The following is an 18,208-nucleotide window of genomic DNA, read 5'->3' as shown; positions in this document are numbered from 1 at the left end:
GGTTCGCCCGGCTTTATGGCCGGATTTGACCACCTTACAATCGACGCAAAATGGCAGCAGACGTGGCAGGAAAAAAAGACCTTCGCCACGCCGACTGACCGCACCAAACCCAAGTACTACGTGCTCGACATGTTCCCGTACCCAAGTGGTCCGGGCTGCACGTCGGCCACCCCAAGGGCTACACCGCGACCGACGTGGTCGCGCGCGCCAAGCGGATGATGGGCTTCAACGTGTTGCGCGTCATGGGCTGGGATAGCTTTGGCTTGCCCGCCGAGCGCCAGGCCGAGCGCGAGAACAAGCATCCGCGCGACATCACCACGCGCAACATTGCGACGTTTAAGCAACAGTTGTCGCGGCTGGGCCTGTCGTATGACTGGGACCGCGAGCTCGCCACCAGCGACGTGCGCTACTACAAGTGGACCCAGTGGATTTTCACCAAGCTCTATGAAAAGGGCCTCGCGTATCAGGCCGAGGTCGCGGTGAACTACTGCCCTGCGCTGGGCACCGTGCTCGCCAACGAAGAGGTGCAAGACGGGGTCTATATCGAAACCGGCGATCCGGTCGAGAAGCGCATGATGAAGCAGTGGATGTTCAAAATCACTGACTATGCAGATCGGCTATTAGATGGCCTCGAACACGTAGATTGGCCCGAAGGCATCAAGGAGATGCAGCGCAATTGGATCGGGCGATCGATTGGCGCCAACGTTAAATTCGCCGTGGTTGGAGCTAAGGCAGGCGCCGCAGCAGACATCGAGGTCTTCACCACGCGCCCCGATACGCTGTTTGGCGGCACCTACGTCGTGCTCGCGCCCGAGCATCCGTTGGTTGACGCGATTGCCACACCGGCGCAAGCCGCCGTCATCGCCGCCTATCGCGCCGACGTTGGCAAGAAGAGCGATCGCGATCGCCAAAGCCAGGCGGCCGACGCGCCCAAGACCGGCTGCTTTACCGGCGCCTTTGCGAAAAACCCAGTCAACGGCAAAGAAATCCCAATTTGGATCGCCGACTACGTGCTGGCGAGCTATGGCACCGGCGCGGTATTTGCCTGCCCAGCGCATGACGAACGCGACTGGGCGTTTGCCAAGGCATTTGATTTGCCGATTGTCGAAGTGGTCAAAGGCGGCAACGTCGCCGAGGCCGCGTATGACGGCGACGGCGAGCATATTGCGTCGGAGTTTCTCAACGGCCTCACCATCGAACCGGCCAAGCACAAGGTCATCGAATGGCTGGCGGCCAACAAGCGCGGCGAAAAGAGCGTGCGCTATCGCCTGCGCGATTGGCTGTTCTCGCGCCAACGCTATTGGGGCGAGCCGTTTCCGACGATTGAACTCGAAGACGGCACGGTGCGGGTGCTGCCCGCGAGCGCGCTACCTGTGGCGCTGCCTGAAATCGACGCCTATCGCGCCGCCGACGACGGCCAGCCACCACTCGCACGCGCCACCGAGTGGATCAAAACCACCGACCCGGTTACCGGCAAGCCCGCGCGCCGCGAGACCAACACGATGCCGCAATGGGCGGGATCCTGTTGGTACTACCTTCGCTTCATCTCGCCAGACCGCGACGACGTGGCATGGGAGCCGGCCGAGGAAAAGTATTGGAGGTCGGTCGACCTCTATGTCGGGGGCGCCGAACACGCCACCTTGCATTTGCTCTACGCGCGCTTCTGGCACCAGGTGCTGTTTGACCTCGGGTTGGTCTCGACGCCGGAGCCATTTCAGCGCTTGTTTAACCAAGGCATGATCCACGCGCAGAGCTATCGCGATGCGCGCGGCAAGTATTACTACCCCGAAGAAGTCGAGAAAAAAGAAGACGCGTGGTTTGTCAAAACCGACGGCACGCCGGTTGCCTCGCGCCTCGAGAAGATGTCCAAGTCCAAGTACAACGTCGTCAACCCCGACGATATGTGCGACGAGTTTGGCGCCGACGCGCTGCGCCTTTACGAGCTGTTTATGGGCCCACTCGACGAAGGCACCGAATGGGAGACCGCCGGCGTCGTTGGCATGCGGCGTTTTCTCGACCGCGTATGGCGCCTTGGCTTTGACAACGAAACCGGCGAGCGCACAAGCAAAGTAGCCGGCACTACCGGCGACGACAACAAAGAGCTCGAGCGTCTGCTGCATGGCGCGATCAAGCGCGTCACCGAGTGCGTCGCCGACATGCGCTTCAACACGGCGATCTCAGAAATGATGATCTTCGCCAACGAGGCAACCCGCGCCACCGCCATCCCGCAAGCTTGGTACGAGGCCTTCATCAAGATCTTGGCGCCATTTTGCCCGCACATGTGCGAGGAAATCTGGCAGCGGCTCGGGCACGCCGAGTCGCTCACTTATGCCGCGTGGCCCACCTACGACGCCGCCAAGCTAGCGCGCGACGTGATCGTCATTGCGGTGCAGGTCTCGGGTAAGTTGCGCGGCACCATCGAGGTGCCAGCCGCCGCCGCCGAGGCGGATATTATCGCGCAGGCCAAGCTCGAGCCCGGCGTCGTCAAATTCATCGACAACAAGCCGATCCGCCGCGAGATCTACGTTAAGGGCAAGCTCGTTAATCTAGTGGTCTGACCGGCAGGTGGGCGCAGCGGCGTGTTCGTGCTCACCGGCAGGTGAGCGCACATGTCTTCCTGCTCGCAGATAGATGGAGGACCGGCAGGCGAGCGCACGTGTCTCCCTGCTCGCAGATAGCGGACCTCCGGAGCGCGGCGAGACGGCTGTGGTATCCACCGCGCTCGGTGCCAACACCACTGCCCTGCAATCTATGCTCGCGGAAGAAACGTGCGCCACCTGCCGGTAGGTTTGCGTGGTGACAGCACCGCCGTGCAATCTATGCTCGCGGAAGAAACGTGCGCCACCTGCCGGTACGCCAGCGCGCAGAAGCGGTGCGCGACACATGTTCGTTTCAGAGCGTTTCGCGAAGGCACACTGGCTTCATCCATTTGGCGCATCATGCCGTCCTGAGCGCAAGGCGTCGTGAGCAGAGCGAACAGCCGTAGCGATGAAATGAAGCATGTGGTCGCGCGCCGCTGACCACCGCCCCGATGAGACGAACCATGTGGTCGCGCGCCGCTGACACCCGCGGCGATGAGACGAGGCTTGGACGACGTTAGTGGCTAAAAGTAATTGAAGGCCAGGCCGACCGAGCCAGCGCTGACGGTTTCACCGATATCGGTATAGGTGCCCACGGTGAGGCGGCCCACAACGTCGAGCGACAGCCCGCGCGTCGAGATGAGCTCGTAACCGACGGCGCCCATGACCGCGCTGCCCGCGCTAATCGACTCGCTGGCGGTGCCATAGCTGTCGGAATAGTCAAACGCCAAGTTGGCGAGGCCGAGGCCACCGCGAACGTAGAGTCGCGGCGAGACATGGTATTGCGCGGCGACAAACACCGCGGTTTGCGAGATCGACTTGGTGCCTTCGGTGCCGTACGGCCCGCCGAACGACTGAACCACCGACGAATCAATTTGCCCCTCGACCATCAAGCCGAGGCGATCGCTGAGCATGCCGCCGAGGCGCACGTCGCCGGCAAATGACACGGGGTTGGTATCGCAATCAGCACATTCGATGGCGCCGGCTTCATTGCCCATCGAGCCGATCCCAAAGCCCACGCCGGCGATCAGGAGGCCACGGCGGGGCTGAAACCCCGTCGGCGCGGCCGGCTGCGTGCTGTAATAACCTTGTGGCTGGGCAGGCGCCTGTCCTGGCGCGCCACCGCCATACGCGCCGCCAGGGGGCGGATACGCTGCCGGCTGCGCGACGGCGGCTCCGGCGAAAACGACCCCACCAATCAGGGCAACGTTGCGGGCGAGTTTGGCGATTGTGATTCTAGTCATCGTGGTGCTCCTCTGCCATTGTACCTGAGCAAGTGCCGTACCAGCCAACCAATCACCATAACCATTTAATATTGCTTGCGTAATTGTGGTGACGTGTGAACAATTCGTCACAGGTTGGTGTGCCGCAGGGGCGCCGCACCGCGCGCCAGCGTCACATGGGGCGGGAACCCGCGGCTACGGCTCAGCTCGGCGGCGTAATGCCACAAGCCATTTGCAGCAGCTCTGCCCCGGTATAGTCGACGTTGTTGGTCACCCACTGCTTAAGCGTTAGGTAGCCAGGATCGCTGGTTGAGACAAACGTCGCGTTGGGATGAGTGTCGAGCATAGCGGGTGGGTCGTTGGGGCCGCTAAACTGTTTGCCGTACAGCGGGAAATACAGCAGGCGCGACTGGTCTTCTTGATCCTCAACAAAATGAGCAAGCGGCGGCCGCTCGAGCGCCGCGTTTGGATCAAGTGGATTTGGCTCGGCGGCGGTGTAGCCCTCAACGATCCACCGGCACACGTCGACCGCGGGCGCGTCGAAGTGGATGCGATAGCCCGCGGTGCTGTTCGCGCTATGACAGCGCGCGCAGCCGTAGCCGCCGTCGGCGGTGCGCTGGAGCAGCGGATAAATATCGTCGGCGAACGAGTCGACGATGATCGCGGCCCCTGGCTGCTTTAGCGTCAAGATGGCCGCACCGGAGGCCGGTACTTCGAGCGAGGCCTCAACCGGCGGCGTCTCGGCATCGGGACCAAGCTTGACGGCTAGCGTGTAGCTACCTGCCGGCACCGAGAACAGCAAGAAACGTCCCGTCGCGTCGGTTTCTACCGACTCTAGCTCGCTGAGCGGATTTAAGTTTGCGTCGAGCAGGCGGCGCGGAATTTCAGCCATAGGCGCGCCGTCGAGCTTGATGGCAACGGTATCTTCGCCAAGGCTAATGCCCTCCAACGGCACCCCTGCCGGCGACTGCACGTCGACGATCACAACGCCATGCTCGAGATTGCCCTCCGGCACCGCGGCGGTTTTGATCTGAGTCAGCGTCGCCGCGTTTACGACGGGCACCGAAATGTCGGTGGCGGTTTCGCCCAGTTTATAAGGGCCGCTCGACGTGGTCGCAAAGCCTGCCTTGGTCGCGGTGGCGTAAATAACGCTGGTCACTGGCACGGTGATGGCGAATTCGCCTTCGTCGTCCGTGGTGGTCTCTGAGCCAGGGTCTGTGCCCGCGGTGGCAACGCCCGCGGCGGCGACCGGCGTCTCGTCAAACAATTCGATCACGGTGCCGGTTACCGCGACGGTTACCTGCGGCGGTACGGGCGTTGGCGGCGGCGACGCGGGCGGTCCATCAACCGTGCTGCCGGCGCAACCTACGGCCAACGTCGCCACAGCGGCCAACCACGTAAGACCTAATGTCTGCTTTATCATCTGCGGTATTGTAGATGACATCGCCGGTGGGCGCGACAATAAGGAGCGCACCGCCGATACCACGCCATCGATTTGCACGTGGCGACAACGTCCCACATCGTCGCTTATGTAGTTTGCGTGCCGAGCGACCCGCTGGGGGTTCACGCGGCGTAGGTCATGATCGGCTTGCTGCGCTTATCGATGACGTCTTCGTTGATCACAACCTCGGCGACCGCTTGGCCCGGCACCTCGTACATGGTTTCGAGGAGCGCGCGTTCTAAGATGGCGCGCAGGCCGCGGGCGCCGCTGCGTTGTTCGGCAGCCAGCTTGGCCACCTTGAGCAGCGCGCCCGGCGTGAACTTGAGCTTGACGCCGTCCATCTCGAGCAGGCGTTGGTATTGTTTAACCAAGGCGTTACGGGGCTGCGTGAGAATCTGTACCAACGCGTCTTCGCTGAGCTCATGCAGCGGCGCGATCACCGGCAGGCGTCCGATAAATTCTGGGATGACGCCATACTTGAGCAAGTCTTCAGGCTGCACCTTTTGCAGCAAATCCCATTGGCTGGGCTCCGGTGTCGCTAACTTGGTGCCGGCGCCAAAGCCGATAATCTTTTGCCCGATGCGATTTTGGATGATGTCCTCGAGGCCGACAAACGCGCCGCCGCAGATGAACAAGATGTTGGTCGTATCGATCTGAAGAAATTCTTGTTGCGGGTGTTTGCGTCCGCCCTTGGGCGGCACCGAGGCGACCGTGCCTTCGATGATTTTCAGCAAGGCCTGCTGCACGCCCTCGCCCGAGACGTCGCGCGTGATCGACGGATTGTCGCTCTTGCGCGCGATCTTGTCGATCTCGTCGATATAAACAATGCCGCGCTGCGCGCGCTCGATGTCGTGGTCGGCATTTTGCAGCAGATTGACGATGATGTTCTCGACGTCTTCGCCGACGTAGCCCGCCTCGGTGAGGTTGGTGGCGTCGGCAATGGCGAAAGGTACGTTGAGAATGCGCGCCAGCGTTTGCGCGAGCAAGGTCTTGCCCGAGCCCGTAGGCCCAAGCAGCAAGATGTTTGATTTTTGCAGCTCGACGTCGTTGTCCGAGGCCTTGTGTTCGATGCGCTTGTAATGGTTGTGCACCGCGACCGCCAAGATTTTCTTGGCGCGGTCTTGGCCGATCACATACTCGTCGAGGACTTTTTTGATTTCCGCGGGCTTGGGAATACCCGCGTGGCCGAACTGCAGCTCTTCTTTTTCGTTCTCTTCGGCGATGATGTCGTTGCACAGGCTTAGGCACTCATCGCAGATGTAGACATTGGGTCCGGAGATGAGCTTCTTGCGCACATCCTTTTCGGCCTTGCCGCAAAACGAGCAGCTAGCGGCGGTTTCTTTGCGATCCGTGGCCATGGGCCCACTATAGCGCCGGCGCCACCCCCGCCGCCACAGGCCGCGGGCGAACTGCGCCAATTGGCGGCTATTTAGCCGTTTTTCTTGCTGTCTGGCTTTGGCGTCGGGTGCGCCTTATCGCGGACAAAGATCTCGTCGATCAGGCCGTATTCCTTGGCCTGATGCGCCGACATAAAGTTGTCGCGCTCGGTATCGTGGCGGATCCGCTCGATGGTTTGCCCGGTGTGCTTGGCGAGAAGCCCGTTCAGCGTGTCGCGCGTTTTGAGGATTTCCCGGGCATGGATATCGATGTCAGTGGCCTGGCCTGAGAAGCCAGCCAGAGGCTGGTGAATCATCACGCGCGAATGCGGCAGGCAGAAGCGCTTGCCCTTGGACCCCGCCGCGAGCAAGAACGCGCCCATCGACGATGCCTGACCCATGCACACCGTGGCGACCTCGCAGCGCAGGTACTGCATGGTGTCATAGATCGCCAGGCCGGCGGTGACGAGGCCACCCGGCGAGTTGATGTAGAGCATGATGTCCTTGTCGGGGTCTTCCGACTCTAAAAACAACATCTGCGCGATGATCACGTTGGCGACGTCGTCGTTGACGCCCGAGCCCATAAAAATAATGCGGTCTTTGAGCAGGCGGGAAAAAATGTCCCAACCGCGCTCACCTCGATGCGTGGTCTCGATGACGGTGGGCACGATGAAGTTGCGGATGTCCATCCCCCGACTCTACCGACCAAGCGCGGCCGCGGCAACGTGGCGTCCACGCATAAGTTGGTAGGCCCCAGCCCTACCCAAGCCGGTAGTTAGGTCGAAGTTAGGCGAGGCGGATTGTCGGCGTGGGCGGCGACGTGGGCGCGAATCGCGGCGTTGACCTCGGCTTGGCACTGAAAAATCGCGCCATGGCCGCCGCCTTGAAGCTCATGCAGCTTGGCGCCCGGAATGCCCGTCGCGAGGCGATCTGAATGCATCGGCCGCACCAGGATATCTTGCGTCGGTTTCATAACCAACGTCGGCGCCGCAATGCGCGCCAAGCGTCGCCGCGTATCGTGCCTCGCCGCCGCATAAAGCTGGCGCATGACGCTCTGGCGCGGCTGCTGGTTGGCTTGCACGGCCATGCGCGCCATCAGCGCCTCGCGATCGATCGAGTCGACAAATTCCTGCGGATAGAGCAGCGACATCATCGCGCGCTGGCGATCGCCCAGGTGGGCGCGCAAGAACAAGCGTAAGCCGCGCGCGGTCGGAACCATGCCCATGGGCCCGCCTGCGTGGGTGGCGATGAGCACGAGCGAGCGCAGGCGCTCGTGATGCCGCAGCGCCAACTCCTGGGCGATCATGCCGCCAAAGCTGACCCCTACGACGTGCGCGTGATCCCAGCCGAGGGTGTCGAGGACGCGTACGGCATCGTCGGCGGCGTGGGCGACGCTATACCTGGTCGGCGCATGCTCGCTGGCGCCGATGCCGCGATTGTCAAACCACACCACGCGATGGTCGCGCGACAGATCATTGATTTGCGCCTCCCATACCACGCCGCGCATGCCCAAACCCATGATGAGGAGCACAGGTGGCCCGTCTTCGCCCTGAGTTTCGAAAGAGATGCGCGGCTCGCCCAGCGTGAATGGCACGCCCAAGTGTCACAAGCCGGGCGCAAAAAAGCCAGAGAAATTAATTGTCGATTCGACAACAAACTCTCAGCGCCGGTGCCCCGCCGCCGCGCAGGGCGCTGGCGCTAGTGGTTGCAGCCGGGGCCGTGCACGTGGCCGCCATGGTCGTGCCCACTGCCGGCATGGTCGTGCTTTGCGTGGTCGTCATGACCGTCGGCGATCGGCGCGTCCCCTAGGTCAGGGCCCGCGTCTTGCGTCAATTTGTCGACCTCGGTGATCTTGGCATGGGTCACCAAGAGATCGAGCGTCTTGTCGTGGCGAATGGAATGGGTGACGTTATCCATGCGTCCGTCGCGCTCGAGCTCGGCGCGCACGCGAGCCGCCGTGGTATTGCGTTCAACCGCCACCGCTTGCAGCCGATTTTCGATTTCTTCGTCGGTGATGGCGATGGTTTCTTTGGCCGCGATAGCGTCGATCAACAACTCGCCGCGCACTTCATCGATGGCGCCGGGCCGCATCTCGGCCTTGAGCTTGTCGCCCATCGCGCCAAGCGCGCTGGCCTGCATGCCAAACATCTGCTGGAGGCGGCGATATTGCGCCGCGATCGCGCGATCGACGAGCGTGTTGGCAACGGCGATCGGGTTTTGCTTCACGAGCGCGCGCAGCGCCAGCCGACGGGCTTCGCGGTTCACAACCTCGGTTTCCTTGGCGACCAACTCGGCGCGCACGGCGGCCTTGAGTTCGGCCAACGTCTGGCCCTTGCCGGTGTCCTTGGCAAATTCGTCGTCGAGGGCCGGCATTTGCTTGGCGCGCGCCTCAACCACCGAGAAGGTGAGATGGGCCGCTTGTCCACGCATCTGCGGGTCTTCGTGATCGGCAGGCACTTGCAGGTCAAGCACCTTGTCTTTGGTGGCAAGCGGCAGGCCGACCAGCGCGGCGTGCAGGCCTGGAATTGCCTCGCGCTCGGCGTTATCGAGCTCGACCACAAACTGCTTGTGATCGACGGTATTCTCGCCAACCGTGCCTTTGATCTCGAGCGCAACGACGTCGGTGGCGGCGAGCACGTCGCGGCCTTCGATGGGCAAGAGCTCGGTGGCGTCGCGGCGCAATTGCTCGATCGCCTTGTCGACTTGTTCGTCGGTGACGACCACCTTGCGGCGCTCGATTTCGAGGCCCTTGTAGCCTTGCGGCTCGAAGCTGCCCTTGACCTCGATGATCGCGGCGAAGGCCAGCGGCTGCCCCTTGACGATCTTGCTCGGTGCCGCATCAAAACGCGGTGGCGCGACGGCCTCGAGCTTGTGCTCGGAGATGGCGCGGTAAAACGACTCTTCGAGCAGCGTCGTCGCGACGTCGGCATCGACGCGGCGGCCGTAAACTTGCTCGAGCACCGCGCGCGGCGCCTTGCCGGGGCGAAAGCCGCGCAGGTGCGCGTCCTTGCCGATTTCCTTGTAGGCGGTGCCCAGGCGCGCACTCACGGTGTCCCAGGGCACCTCGACGACGAGCTTCTTTTCAACGGGTGAAACATCTTCAAGGCGCAGTTGCATGGGACCCTTTCGAGCCCTGACGGTTAGCACACCCCAGGCCGCGGGGAAACCGATCTTAGCCGCCAATCGGCGCGAGCAACGGGCTGGTTCGGGGGCGTCAGCCAATCCACTGCCAGGCGGGCTCCCCGCCTTGGTCATCACGCCGCATGAGCGTCAGGCGCGCGGCTGCCAGCCGGCGTCCAAGCACGTTCATCCACACGTCAGGCGCATCCGTACCAACCAACGCCACCACGTCGGTGGCGGAGATGGTGCCGTGACGCCCGAGGTGCAGCAGCACCGCCGCCTCATCTTCAGCGAAGTGATGGACGGCGAACACGTTGGCAAGCACCTCCTGGCGCGCGTCGCGGCTTGCGTCCTCGGCCGTCAAGCCGACCTCATCGACGGCTGGCATGTCTGTCATCGAGCCGCTGCCATACGGCAAGGTATGCGCCTTTACGATCTTGCGCTTTGGGGCCTCGGCCTGCGCGGCGGCCTTGGGCGTCTGGGCGACAAACTCGCCTGTGTCGGCTTGCGAGGCCGGCCGGCGGTCGAGCACCTCCGCGGTCGCAATGCGGATGCGGTCCGATGCGATGATGCGATCCGTAATGCGCTTCGGCGGTGGCGAGGCGCGCAAGCTGCCCGCCGTCTGCTCCAGCCATTGCAACGCAAGCTGCTGCTCCGCCTCGCCTGTGACGTGGATGCCCCACATGCCATAGGGGTCGGTGCCAGCGGGCGAGATGGGCCACGTATAGGTCGCGACGCGCAGCGTGGGCGCCGTCTTATCAGGGCATTGCGTATACGTCGCCAGCAAGACGCGTTGCTCGCGCCAACGCTCCGCGGTTACCATGGTGACCTGACGGCGGATCAAGGCGCCCTCAGGGCCCTGCAACCACGCCTGGATTACGACCACCGCGGCCATCGCACTAGCTCACAACGCCATAGATATTATGAGACTGGCGCTGCAGCTCGATGCTGTCGCGGATCTGCTCAAATAGCTGGCGCGAGGCCGGCAGCCCGATCATCTCGATCTGCGGCGTGGTGACATCGGTCGTGAAAATATCAATATGGGCGATGCCGAGCATGCGGTCGGTGAGGCTCTGGCGATAGCGCACATCGCGGCAACGCCACAGCTCCAGCACGTCGATGTTTTTCGACAGAATGCCGCGCTCGAACTCGATGTTGGTCGAGGTGACGCGAAAGCGAATCGAGCGACGAAATAGCCACATCGCGAAAAACGCGAGCACACCGACTAGGAGCGGCAAGGCGATGAGCAGGACGTGATTCTTATCGGTGGCGTCGGTGCGGCCGGCGATCCAATTAAACAACACGGTTGCGACGAGGGTGCCGATAATGATCGACGCGTACTGCATGAGATACGCCGCTGCCGAGGGGCTTCCATCGTAGATCATGCGTCGCTCGGGGTGACCGGGTGAGCGACTCGCGGATCCTGCGAATGGTGCTGCCGCCGGTGGCGATGTCGCGTCAGCCGCCGCGCCACCACCAGGGGTCAACGATGATTGGCAGTACCGACACTTGATGGCGTCGGGTTGAATTTCCTCGGCGCAAAACGGACATTTCTTCATATGATGCTCCCTAAAATCGCAACGAAATTCCGCCCGTAACGCCAACCAGCGGCGTTAGGTCGATTTCCGGCGACGACGAAACCGCGCGGCCAAAGGTCGCCGTCAGCCCCAAGGCGATGCGCCGTGTCACCGCAAAATCGACAAAAAGCCCGCCTGCCAGATATGGCATCCAAACCGTGCCACTGGCGTTGCTGCAATCTGGCTCGGCTGGATCGCAAGCAAAGACGACAAACGGGTTGCCTTCGCCCAAGGCAAAGGCGCCGGCGACGCCGCCACTGGCTTCAATACCAAATTGCATTTGCGCCGCCCCGATATAGCCGAGCCTGGCGTGCGCTACGGTCGTCACGATGTGAGGATCTTTCCCAGTGGCGCGGACGAGGTGTTCTGCGAACGTCGCGCCAACTTCAAGCTCAAACGCCCTGCCCAGGCGCACGAGATACCCTGCACCTAGACGCACCATCGACTGCGTCGTGGTGGAGTTTGGCCTGATCGGCAACACCGCCGCCCCGCCCTGCAAACGCACGGCGAGCTTGGCGACCCCAAGGATGGTCGCTGGCTTTTTCTGCGAACACGGATCAGCTCGCAGCTCCGCGATGGTTTGTTCAATCCCTTCGCGTTCAGCGCCGGTGAGCGGGAGCGCCGCGTTGGCCGCGCGCGCCTCAAGGTGCGCCTCAAACGCGACGATCGCCTCCCGGCAACGCCCCGCCAGGCGATGCTCTTCGGCGGCGTCGAGCGACTTTTGATCACGCGCACGCGCGGTCACGCAGGCGTCCGCGGCGGCGATGCGATCGCTAATCGCCACGAGCTCGGCCTTGCTCGCCTCGTTGAAATCATCGCGCTTGCGCTCGTCGAGCTGGCTGCGGAAGTATTCGGCGGCCTCAGCGCACTTGCCTTCGCTCATCGACGTTTCGCCGAGCTCGCCGAGCCCCTTGGCCTTGTCTTGCTTTTTGCCGCAGCGCGCGCGCTCTTTTTCGACGAGGTCGCGTGCCATGGAAACTTGTGAGCTCTTGCCGGCAACCTTGATGAAGCGGTCGAAAAACCGCACCGACTTGCAGTCGGTATTATTCATGTGGGCGCGTCCAATGTTGAACAAGAAGCCGGGGCGCGGATCTTTTTCGTAGGCCGAGGTCCACAGCTCGACGGCATCGGCGAATTTGCTGAGGTCGTACGCCTTCTGCGCCGCTTCGTGTAACTCACGGGCCGACTTATCTTGGGCTGGTTGCGCGATCGCGCGCTCTAGGCCGGGCGCGGCCACAAGTAACCCCACCCATGCCACCAGCGTAGCTGCCAATTTCATGGCGTGACTATACCCTATTTACTTAACGCAATTGTCGTCGGCGAACACATCTACGGTTTCGCCATCGCCCGGCTTACATTTGGGCTTGGTGCTGCCGTTTTTGGGCTTGGCGCTGAGCTGTGCCTTGATCATGATGTTAGCGGTCGGGGTCAGCGATTCGCGATAATCTACATAGCCGTTGCTCTCGATGACGAGCTCTTGCGCCGCATCTGACCATGGCACTTCGAAGGTCGCGTTGGTGACGCCAAGCAACTTGCCGCCGAGTTTGACCTTGGCGCCTTTGGGCTTGCTAGAGATTGTTAGCGTGATCGTTGCGGGGTGCACGGCCGCATCGTTTACAAGCGCCGCGGCATCTAGCGGTGGATTAGCCAGCGCCGCGTCGGGCACGACAGCGCCAGCATCCGGTGCCGGCACCGGCGTGCCATGGCCTTGAGCCTCCGCGTCTGCGTCGCCACCGCTCAGCGCCGCGCCCGCGAGTTCGGCTTGCTTGCCCCGCTCGGACATCCAATATGCCGCGTAGCCACCGCCGCCTAGCGCGAGCAGCACCACCATCGCCGTGAGCAGGCCGCTCGAACCTGACGATGACTTGACGGCCGCGAGTTGGCCCGCGCCGCTGCTCATCGTGGTTGGGTCGCTGGGCGGCATTGGCGGTGGCGCCACGCCGGCGGCTTGGCCAGGCGATGCCATCATGGTAGCGGCCATAGGGCGCGATGGCGAGCTAATGCCGGGAATCGGCGTGTGCGTGAACTCGTGCAGGCCGCCGTAGCGGTTGACGTAGCCCGCCGGATCGTTGATGGCGGCGGCAAACTCGGTCATGTTGGGGTAGCGATTGTCAGGGCGTTTTTCGAGCGCCTTGAGAATAACCGCTTCGATCGCCGGCGGCAGCTGCGGGTTATGCAGCGATGGGCGCTCGGGCGTGCGCGTGAGATGCTGGATCAGGACGTCGCCGTAGGTTTCCGCGGTAAACGGCACGCGCCCCGCGACCATTTCGTACATGACGATGCCCAGCGAATAGATATCGGTGCGGTGATCAATGCGGCCTTTGCCTTCGCATTGCTCGGGCGACATATAGGCGGGCGTGCCGAGCACGATGCCGGCGCGGGTCTGGCTGCTATTGTTGTCACCTGATAGCTTCGCGATGCCGAAGTCTAAGATCTTGACGATGTCGGCGCGGCCGTCGCGTTCCTGCAAGATGATGTTGTCGGGCTTTAAGTCCCGATGAATAATGTGGGCGCGGTGCGACGCGGCCAGAGCGTCGGCGATTTGCGACGCGATGCCCAGCACGCGGGCCGGCGGCAGACGGCCATCGCGACGGGTCAGCTGCTTGAGCGTGAGGCCGTCGAGGTACTCCATGATGAAGTAGTACAGCCGGCCATATTCTGGGTGATCGAGCAGGCCGAAGTCGCTGATATCGACGATGTTGGAATGGCCGATGTCGTTGACCGCCTTGGCCTCATCAAAAAAGCGCTTGACGACGTCTTCGGAGTCCGAATACGTCGCGTGCAAGACCTTGACCGCGACCTTCTTGCCGATATGCGGATGCGCCGCGAGAAACACGGCGCCCATGCCGCCTTCGCCCAGCTTGCGGGTGGCGACGTAATTGCCAAAAGAAACCCCAATTAAGTCGAGTTTCTGCTGGGTTTTGGTCGGTCTAGCCATGGCAAACGAAGTCCCGTGATTATTGCGAACGCGCCAAATCGACGCAAGGTCTAATGATGCGTGGTCGTCCGGCGAGCGCGCTTATTAATTGTGCATGGCGTCATCGGTTGACGCCAGCCGATGGTGGGGTTTGTGGCGAAAAAACTCGCGTGGCCCGCCGGGATTCGATACCATTTAAAGATGCACGCCATGTGGGGACATGTCGTATTGGTGATGGCTGCGCTGCTCTCGGGGGAGAGCATCGCCAGCGCCAAACCCAGTACAAAAGCCGCAACCAACGCCACCGCGCCGGACGTGCGCTCGTCGGCGTTTTGGGTAATGGATGCCAAGACGGGGGCGACGATCGCCGGCCGCGGGGCAGATGAGGCGCGGCCCATTGCCTCGACATCCAAGGTGTTTGTGGCGCTAGTTGTGCGGCAGCGCGGCCTTAAGCTCGACGACTGGACTACCATTTCGCAGAGCGACGCCGACCGTGCCAAGGGCGGCGCGCGCACTAGGCTGTACGTCGACGAGCAGTACACCAATCATGACCTGCTGCGGGCCATGCTGATCGCGTCGGATAACCGCGCCCCCAGCGCCCTAGGCCGCGCCGTCGGCCTGACCGACGCGCAATTGATTGCGGCCGTAAACGCTTATGCCAAGAAGATGGGCCTGACGCGCACGCATTTTACGGATACGTCGGGGCTGCTAGGCAATACCTCAACCCCGCGTGAGCTGGCGTTAGCGTTGCGCGAGGCGCTCAAGGATCCGGTACTCGCAAAAATTATGACCACGCAGGAAACCAAGGTCACGGCCAAGACCGGCAAGGTGGTCGTGTATCGCAATACTAACCGCACCCTGTTTTCGTCGCGTTATCCGGTGCTTGGCGGCAAGACCGGCTACACCGACCTGGCGGGGCACTGCTTCGTGATTGCGGCGCGAATCGGCGGCCGCGACGTGGTGATGTCGTTTCTTGGCGGCTTTGGCAAGTTGACGCGCTTTGCCGATTTTTCGCGGGTGGCGACGTGGATGGAGCAGCGCAAGCTGACGGGGCCATCAGTGGGGGCGCCGGTCAAGGCAAGCGACGCCACGAAGTCTTCATCCAAGGGTTCGCCTGGCAAAGGCGAGCTCGGCAAGCGCAAGCCTGCCGCCCGCGCAGCCGTTAACTAGCGTCGAGGTGTGGGGCCCCGCCCTCTCAGCTTGGTGACGCGCCCCCCAGGTTGGTGGCGGCAGCGCCCGACGACTGCGGGGTTTGGGCGCTTTGGTGCCTGGCATGGAAGCTGCACTATTGCTGGTTAGCTCAACAACGAGTTAATCAAGGAGAAACTAGCGATGATTTTTGTTTATTCAACCCTCTTGTTCGTTCCAGTCGCGGTCACGGTTGCGGTCTACATGTTGCTGCAGATGATCATCTCGCCATATACGGCGATGTCGATTGGCCTGGGCGCTGGTGCCGCGGTCTCGGCATTTATGGAATATCGAGGGCAGCGAAATCATCTGTTTTGGATACCGGCGGGTGTTTGGATGGGGCTGTTGGCCCTCGGCACTTCTGGTTTGGTCAAGTCGTTCGGTGGCATTGGCAATTTTGCTAATGGCCACGCGCCAAATGGTTTTTCGGTCGCCTTTGCGATTATTGCGGCTGGCTTTGGCATCGCCTCGGTGGTGGGCTGGTTTATGGCGCCAAGCGACGCGGCGGACGATGAAGAAGACACCGACGAATCCGAAGACGAGCGCAACGAGTACCAGCCAGTTCAAAATGGCTATCAGCGCGTGCAAACCCACGCCTAGCATAACGAACTAAAAACGCGGCCTCGCGCCGCGTGTTTCGCATGCCGGCCCATCGCACATGGGGCGGTTTTTTTGCGTAGTGGTTTGCGGGCTAGTTTTGCTTCGACATGGCGCCGGCTGCGGCTTTAGAAGCCTTGCGCATCGCCTTGCCCTCGTCGGAAGCGGCGGCCGGTGCGGCCTGGATGGCGTCGTCTAGCTTTTCGGCGGAGGCCTCGAGCTCCTGCACGCGCGAGTCTTTGTCGTAGCCGTACTTGCTGGCGCGTTGCTGGGTTGTCGCTTTTTGCGTCGCGATCATCTTGCGAGCCTCTTCGGCGTTGCCTTTCTCGTAGGCGACCATGGCTTCGCGGATGCTCTTGGCGGTTTCGGCTTGCTCGACCTTAGCCATGACGTCGCGGTTGACGGCGCCGTCGACCTGCGCGGTATTGCTGGTGATGTCGTAGGTGAGGACAGAGGTCACGCTATGCGCGGCGCCGGTGCGAGCGTGCTTGAAGCGCAGGGTGGCTTTGACCGCGGCGCGGGTTTGCGCGCTGTTGCTAAAGCGAATTACTGCCTTGCGGCTGTCGTTGCCAAAGAGGTCGGGGAGCGAAATCGTGAAGCGGTTGCCGTCGCGCTTGGCGGCATAGCCGTAGATTTCTTCGATCGCGACGCCGGCGCAAAGTGGCTCAAGCGTGAGTTCGACGTTGCTGGCGATGGTGCCAGAGAGCGAGCTGATTTCGCGGGCGAAGACGGATTCGAGGTCGGCAGCGCGTTGCACATAATAGTAAGCACCACGGCCTGACTCGGCGATGGTTTCCATGAGGTCTTCGTTGTAGTCGTCGCCAACGCCGACGGTGGTGATGCGGATGCCGCGGTCGGCGGCGGTGCCGGCGACGCTGGCGATGACCGACGGGTCGGTGACGCCGACGTTGGCGAGGCCGTCCGAGAGCAAGATGACGCGGTTGACGTTGCCAGATTTGATCGCGCCGGCGATTTGGTCGCGCCCGAGCACCATGCCGCCGTGCAGGTTGGTGCCACCGCGGTCGGAGATGTTGTCGATCGCGGCGGCAAGGCGTTTCTTGCCGGCGTCGGTCATCGCGATGAGCGGCACCACGACCTCGGCGGTGTCGTCGTATTGCACCAGCGAAACGGCGTCGCCCTCGTTTAGGCGCGAGATGATGCCCTTGGCAGCGGCGCGGGCCTGGACGATCTTGTCGCCCGACATGGAGCCGGAGCGATCAATGACGATGGCGAGCGAGAGCGCCGGCCGCTTTTCGCCGACGATGGCGTCGGTTGATAGGTCGATGGCGGCGTACAGCGATGGCTCGCCGGCTAGGACGTATGGGTGTGAGAGCGAGGCGACCATGCGGCCGCCGGCGAAGTTGCCGGCCTGGCCGGAATTTGAGGCGACGCCCTCGGCGCAGGTACCGCCCGACGCGGCGATGGTTAGCGGGCGCGAGGGGGCGCGAGCGATTGGGCCCGGCGCTGGCCTCGGCTCCGGCGCGGGCTGTGCCTGCGCGCATACCGCCATGATTGAGATGATTGAGACCAAACCCGCGCCAACTACCAACGATGTTTTCACCATAAAATCCTCCAAGTGCTAGGTGAGACGCGCCGGCGGGGCGTTCGATCTACGGCGGGCGAAAATAGCGGCGGCGGGCCGATTTTGGCGTTGTTTTCCAGCTAGATGCCTGCAAATTCCTTGCCCCCTATGCTACGAGCACGGGTACGCGGGAGTGGTGGAACTGGTAGACACGCAGGATTTAGGTTCCTGTGGGCAACCCCCGTAAGGGTTCGAGTCCCTTCTCTCGCACCAGTCGCATTAAATAGTTACGGTGGGTGACCGGTGGTTTCGGTCGTGCCAGCTTGCGCATGAAGCATGCGACTGGTGCGAGAGCGCCGCTGGCGAAGCCAGCGGCGGCGGGGTTGCTTGCAACCCCGCAAGGGACTCGAGTGCTTCGCTCGCCTGGCGGCGAGCTGCGCATTACGAGTCTCGTAATTCCTGACGTGTCGAGGGACTCGAGTGCTTCGCTCGCCTGCTGGCGAGCTGCGCATTACGAGTCTCGTAGGTACTGGCGTGTCGAGGGACACGAGTGCTTCGCTCACCTGGCGGCGAGCTGCGCTTTGCGAGTCTCTGTAGCAACCCGAGTCAGGCTCCCGTGGCGCCGCGAGGTACAGAGATGAGGTACGCAGTTCCCACCGTGCTTGAGT

The 18,208-nt window shown here is 62.5% G+C and carries 13 protein-coding genes, 1 tRNA gene and 1 pseudogene; 4 read left to right on the top strand and 11 right to left on the bottom strand.

Going from position 1 to position 18,208, the window contains the following annotated elements; translation table 11 throughout:
- The first annotated feature begins 15 nt into the window (after nucleotides 1–15).
- Nucleotides 16–2,558: pseudogene (locus tag IPL79_15885) on the top strand (leucine--tRNA ligase).
- Nucleotides 2,559–3,103: 545 nt separating this feature from the next.
- Here IPL79_15885 and IPL79_15880 read toward each other — a convergent pair.
- The 10 genes from IPL79_15880 to IPL79_15835 form a co-directional block, all read right to left on the bottom strand.
- Nucleotides 3,104–3,823 carry an outer membrane beta-barrel protein gene (locus IPL79_15880; GenBank protein MBK9072459.1) on the bottom strand — a complete coding sequence of 240 codons (720 nt, stop codon included), beginning with the start codon at nucleotides 3,821–3,823 and terminating at the stop codon, nucleotides 3,104–3,106.
- A 181-nt stretch (nucleotides 3,824–4,004) separates the two neighbouring features.
- A complete protein-coding gene (locus IPL79_15875) occupies nucleotides 4,005–5,225 on the bottom strand; it encodes a hypothetical protein (GenBank protein ID MBK9072458.1) in 1,221 nt (406 codons plus the stop codon).
- Nucleotides 5,226–5,365: 140 nt separating this feature from the next.
- A complete protein-coding gene (clpX, locus tag IPL79_15870; GenBank protein MBK9072457.1) occupies nucleotides 5,366–6,601 on the bottom strand; it encodes an ATP-dependent Clp protease ATP-binding subunit ClpX in 1,236 nt (411 codons plus the stop codon).
- Nucleotides 6,602–6,672: 71 nt separating this feature from the next.
- The gene (gene clpP / locus IPL79_15865; protein ID MBK9072456.1) at nucleotides 6,673–7,308 is read right to left on the bottom strand and encodes an ATP-dependent Clp endopeptidase proteolytic subunit ClpP; all 636 of its coding nucleotides are present in this window, start codon (nucleotides 7,306–7,308) and stop codon (nucleotides 6,673–6,675) included.
- An 86-nt stretch (nucleotides 7,309–7,394) separates the two neighbouring features.
- The gene (locus IPL79_15860; GenBank protein MBK9072455.1) at nucleotides 7,395–8,213 is read right to left on the bottom strand and encodes an alpha/beta fold hydrolase; all 819 of its coding nucleotides are present in this window, start codon (nucleotides 8,211–8,213) and stop codon (nucleotides 7,395–7,397) included.
- Nucleotides 8,214–8,317: 104 nt separating this feature from the next.
- Nucleotides 8,318–9,736 (bottom strand): trigger factor, encoded by a 1,419-nt coding sequence (tig, locus tag IPL79_15855; GenBank protein MBK9072454.1) that lies wholly within the window; start codon nucleotides 9,734–9,736, stop codon nucleotides 8,318–8,320.
- A 97-nt stretch (nucleotides 9,737–9,833) separates the two neighbouring features.
- Nucleotides 9,834–10,634, bottom strand: a complete 801-nt coding sequence (locus IPL79_15850) for a hypothetical protein (GenBank protein MBK9072453.1) — start codon at nucleotides 10,632–10,634, stop codon at nucleotides 9,834–9,836.
- A 4-nt stretch (nucleotides 10,635–10,638) separates the two neighbouring features.
- On the bottom strand, nucleotides 10,639–11,298 hold the full coding sequence (locus IPL79_15845; protein MBK9072452.1) for a PH domain-containing protein: 660 nt from the start codon (nucleotides 11,296–11,298) through the stop codon (nucleotides 10,639–10,641).
- Between the two features lie 10 nt (nucleotides 11,299–11,308).
- Nucleotides 11,309–12,595 carry a hypothetical protein gene (locus IPL79_15840; protein ID MBK9072451.1) on the bottom strand — a complete coding sequence of 429 codons (1,287 nt, stop codon included), beginning with the start codon at nucleotides 12,593–12,595 and terminating at the stop codon, nucleotides 11,309–11,311.
- Between the two features lie 18 nt (nucleotides 12,596–12,613).
- A complete protein-coding gene (locus IPL79_15835) occupies nucleotides 12,614–14,254 on the bottom strand; it encodes a serine/threonine protein kinase (protein ID MBK9072450.1) in 1,641 nt (546 codons plus the stop codon).
- Between the two features lie 180 nt (nucleotides 14,255–14,434).
- On the opposite strand from IPL79_15835, the gene IPL79_15830 reads away from it, so the two are divergent.
- Nucleotides 14,435–15,403 carry a D-alanyl-D-alanine carboxypeptidase gene (locus tag IPL79_15830; GenBank protein MBK9072449.1) on the top strand — a complete coding sequence of 323 codons (969 nt, stop codon included), beginning with the start codon at nucleotides 14,435–14,437 and terminating at the stop codon, nucleotides 15,401–15,403.
- A gap of 162 nt (nucleotides 15,404–15,565) precedes the next feature.
- On the top strand, nucleotides 15,566–16,021 hold the full coding sequence (locus tag IPL79_15825; GenBank protein MBK9072448.1) for a hypothetical protein: 456 nt from the start codon (nucleotides 15,566–15,568) through the stop codon (nucleotides 16,019–16,021).
- Between the two features lie 91 nt (nucleotides 16,022–16,112).
- On the opposite strand, the gene IPL79_15820 is transcribed toward IPL79_15825, so the two are convergent.
- A complete protein-coding gene (locus IPL79_15820; protein MBK9072447.1) occupies nucleotides 16,113–17,582 on the bottom strand; it encodes a VWA domain-containing protein in 1,470 nt (489 codons plus the stop codon).
- A 145-nt stretch (nucleotides 17,583–17,727) separates the two neighbouring features.
- Between IPL79_15820 and IPL79_15815 the strand changes: the two genes are divergently transcribed.
- Nucleotides 17,728–17,813, top strand: a tRNA-Leu gene (locus IPL79_15815).
- Nucleotides 17,814–18,208 lie beyond the last annotated feature (395 nt).

The sequence above is a fragment of the Myxococcales bacterium genome (assembly GCA_016716835.1).
Taxonomy (GTDB): Bacteria; Myxococcota_A; Polyangia; order Haliangiales; family Haliangiaceae; genus JADJUW01.
The sequence above is the reverse complement of the archived record's forward strand: the minus strand, read 5'-3'. Positions and strand labels throughout refer to the sequence as shown.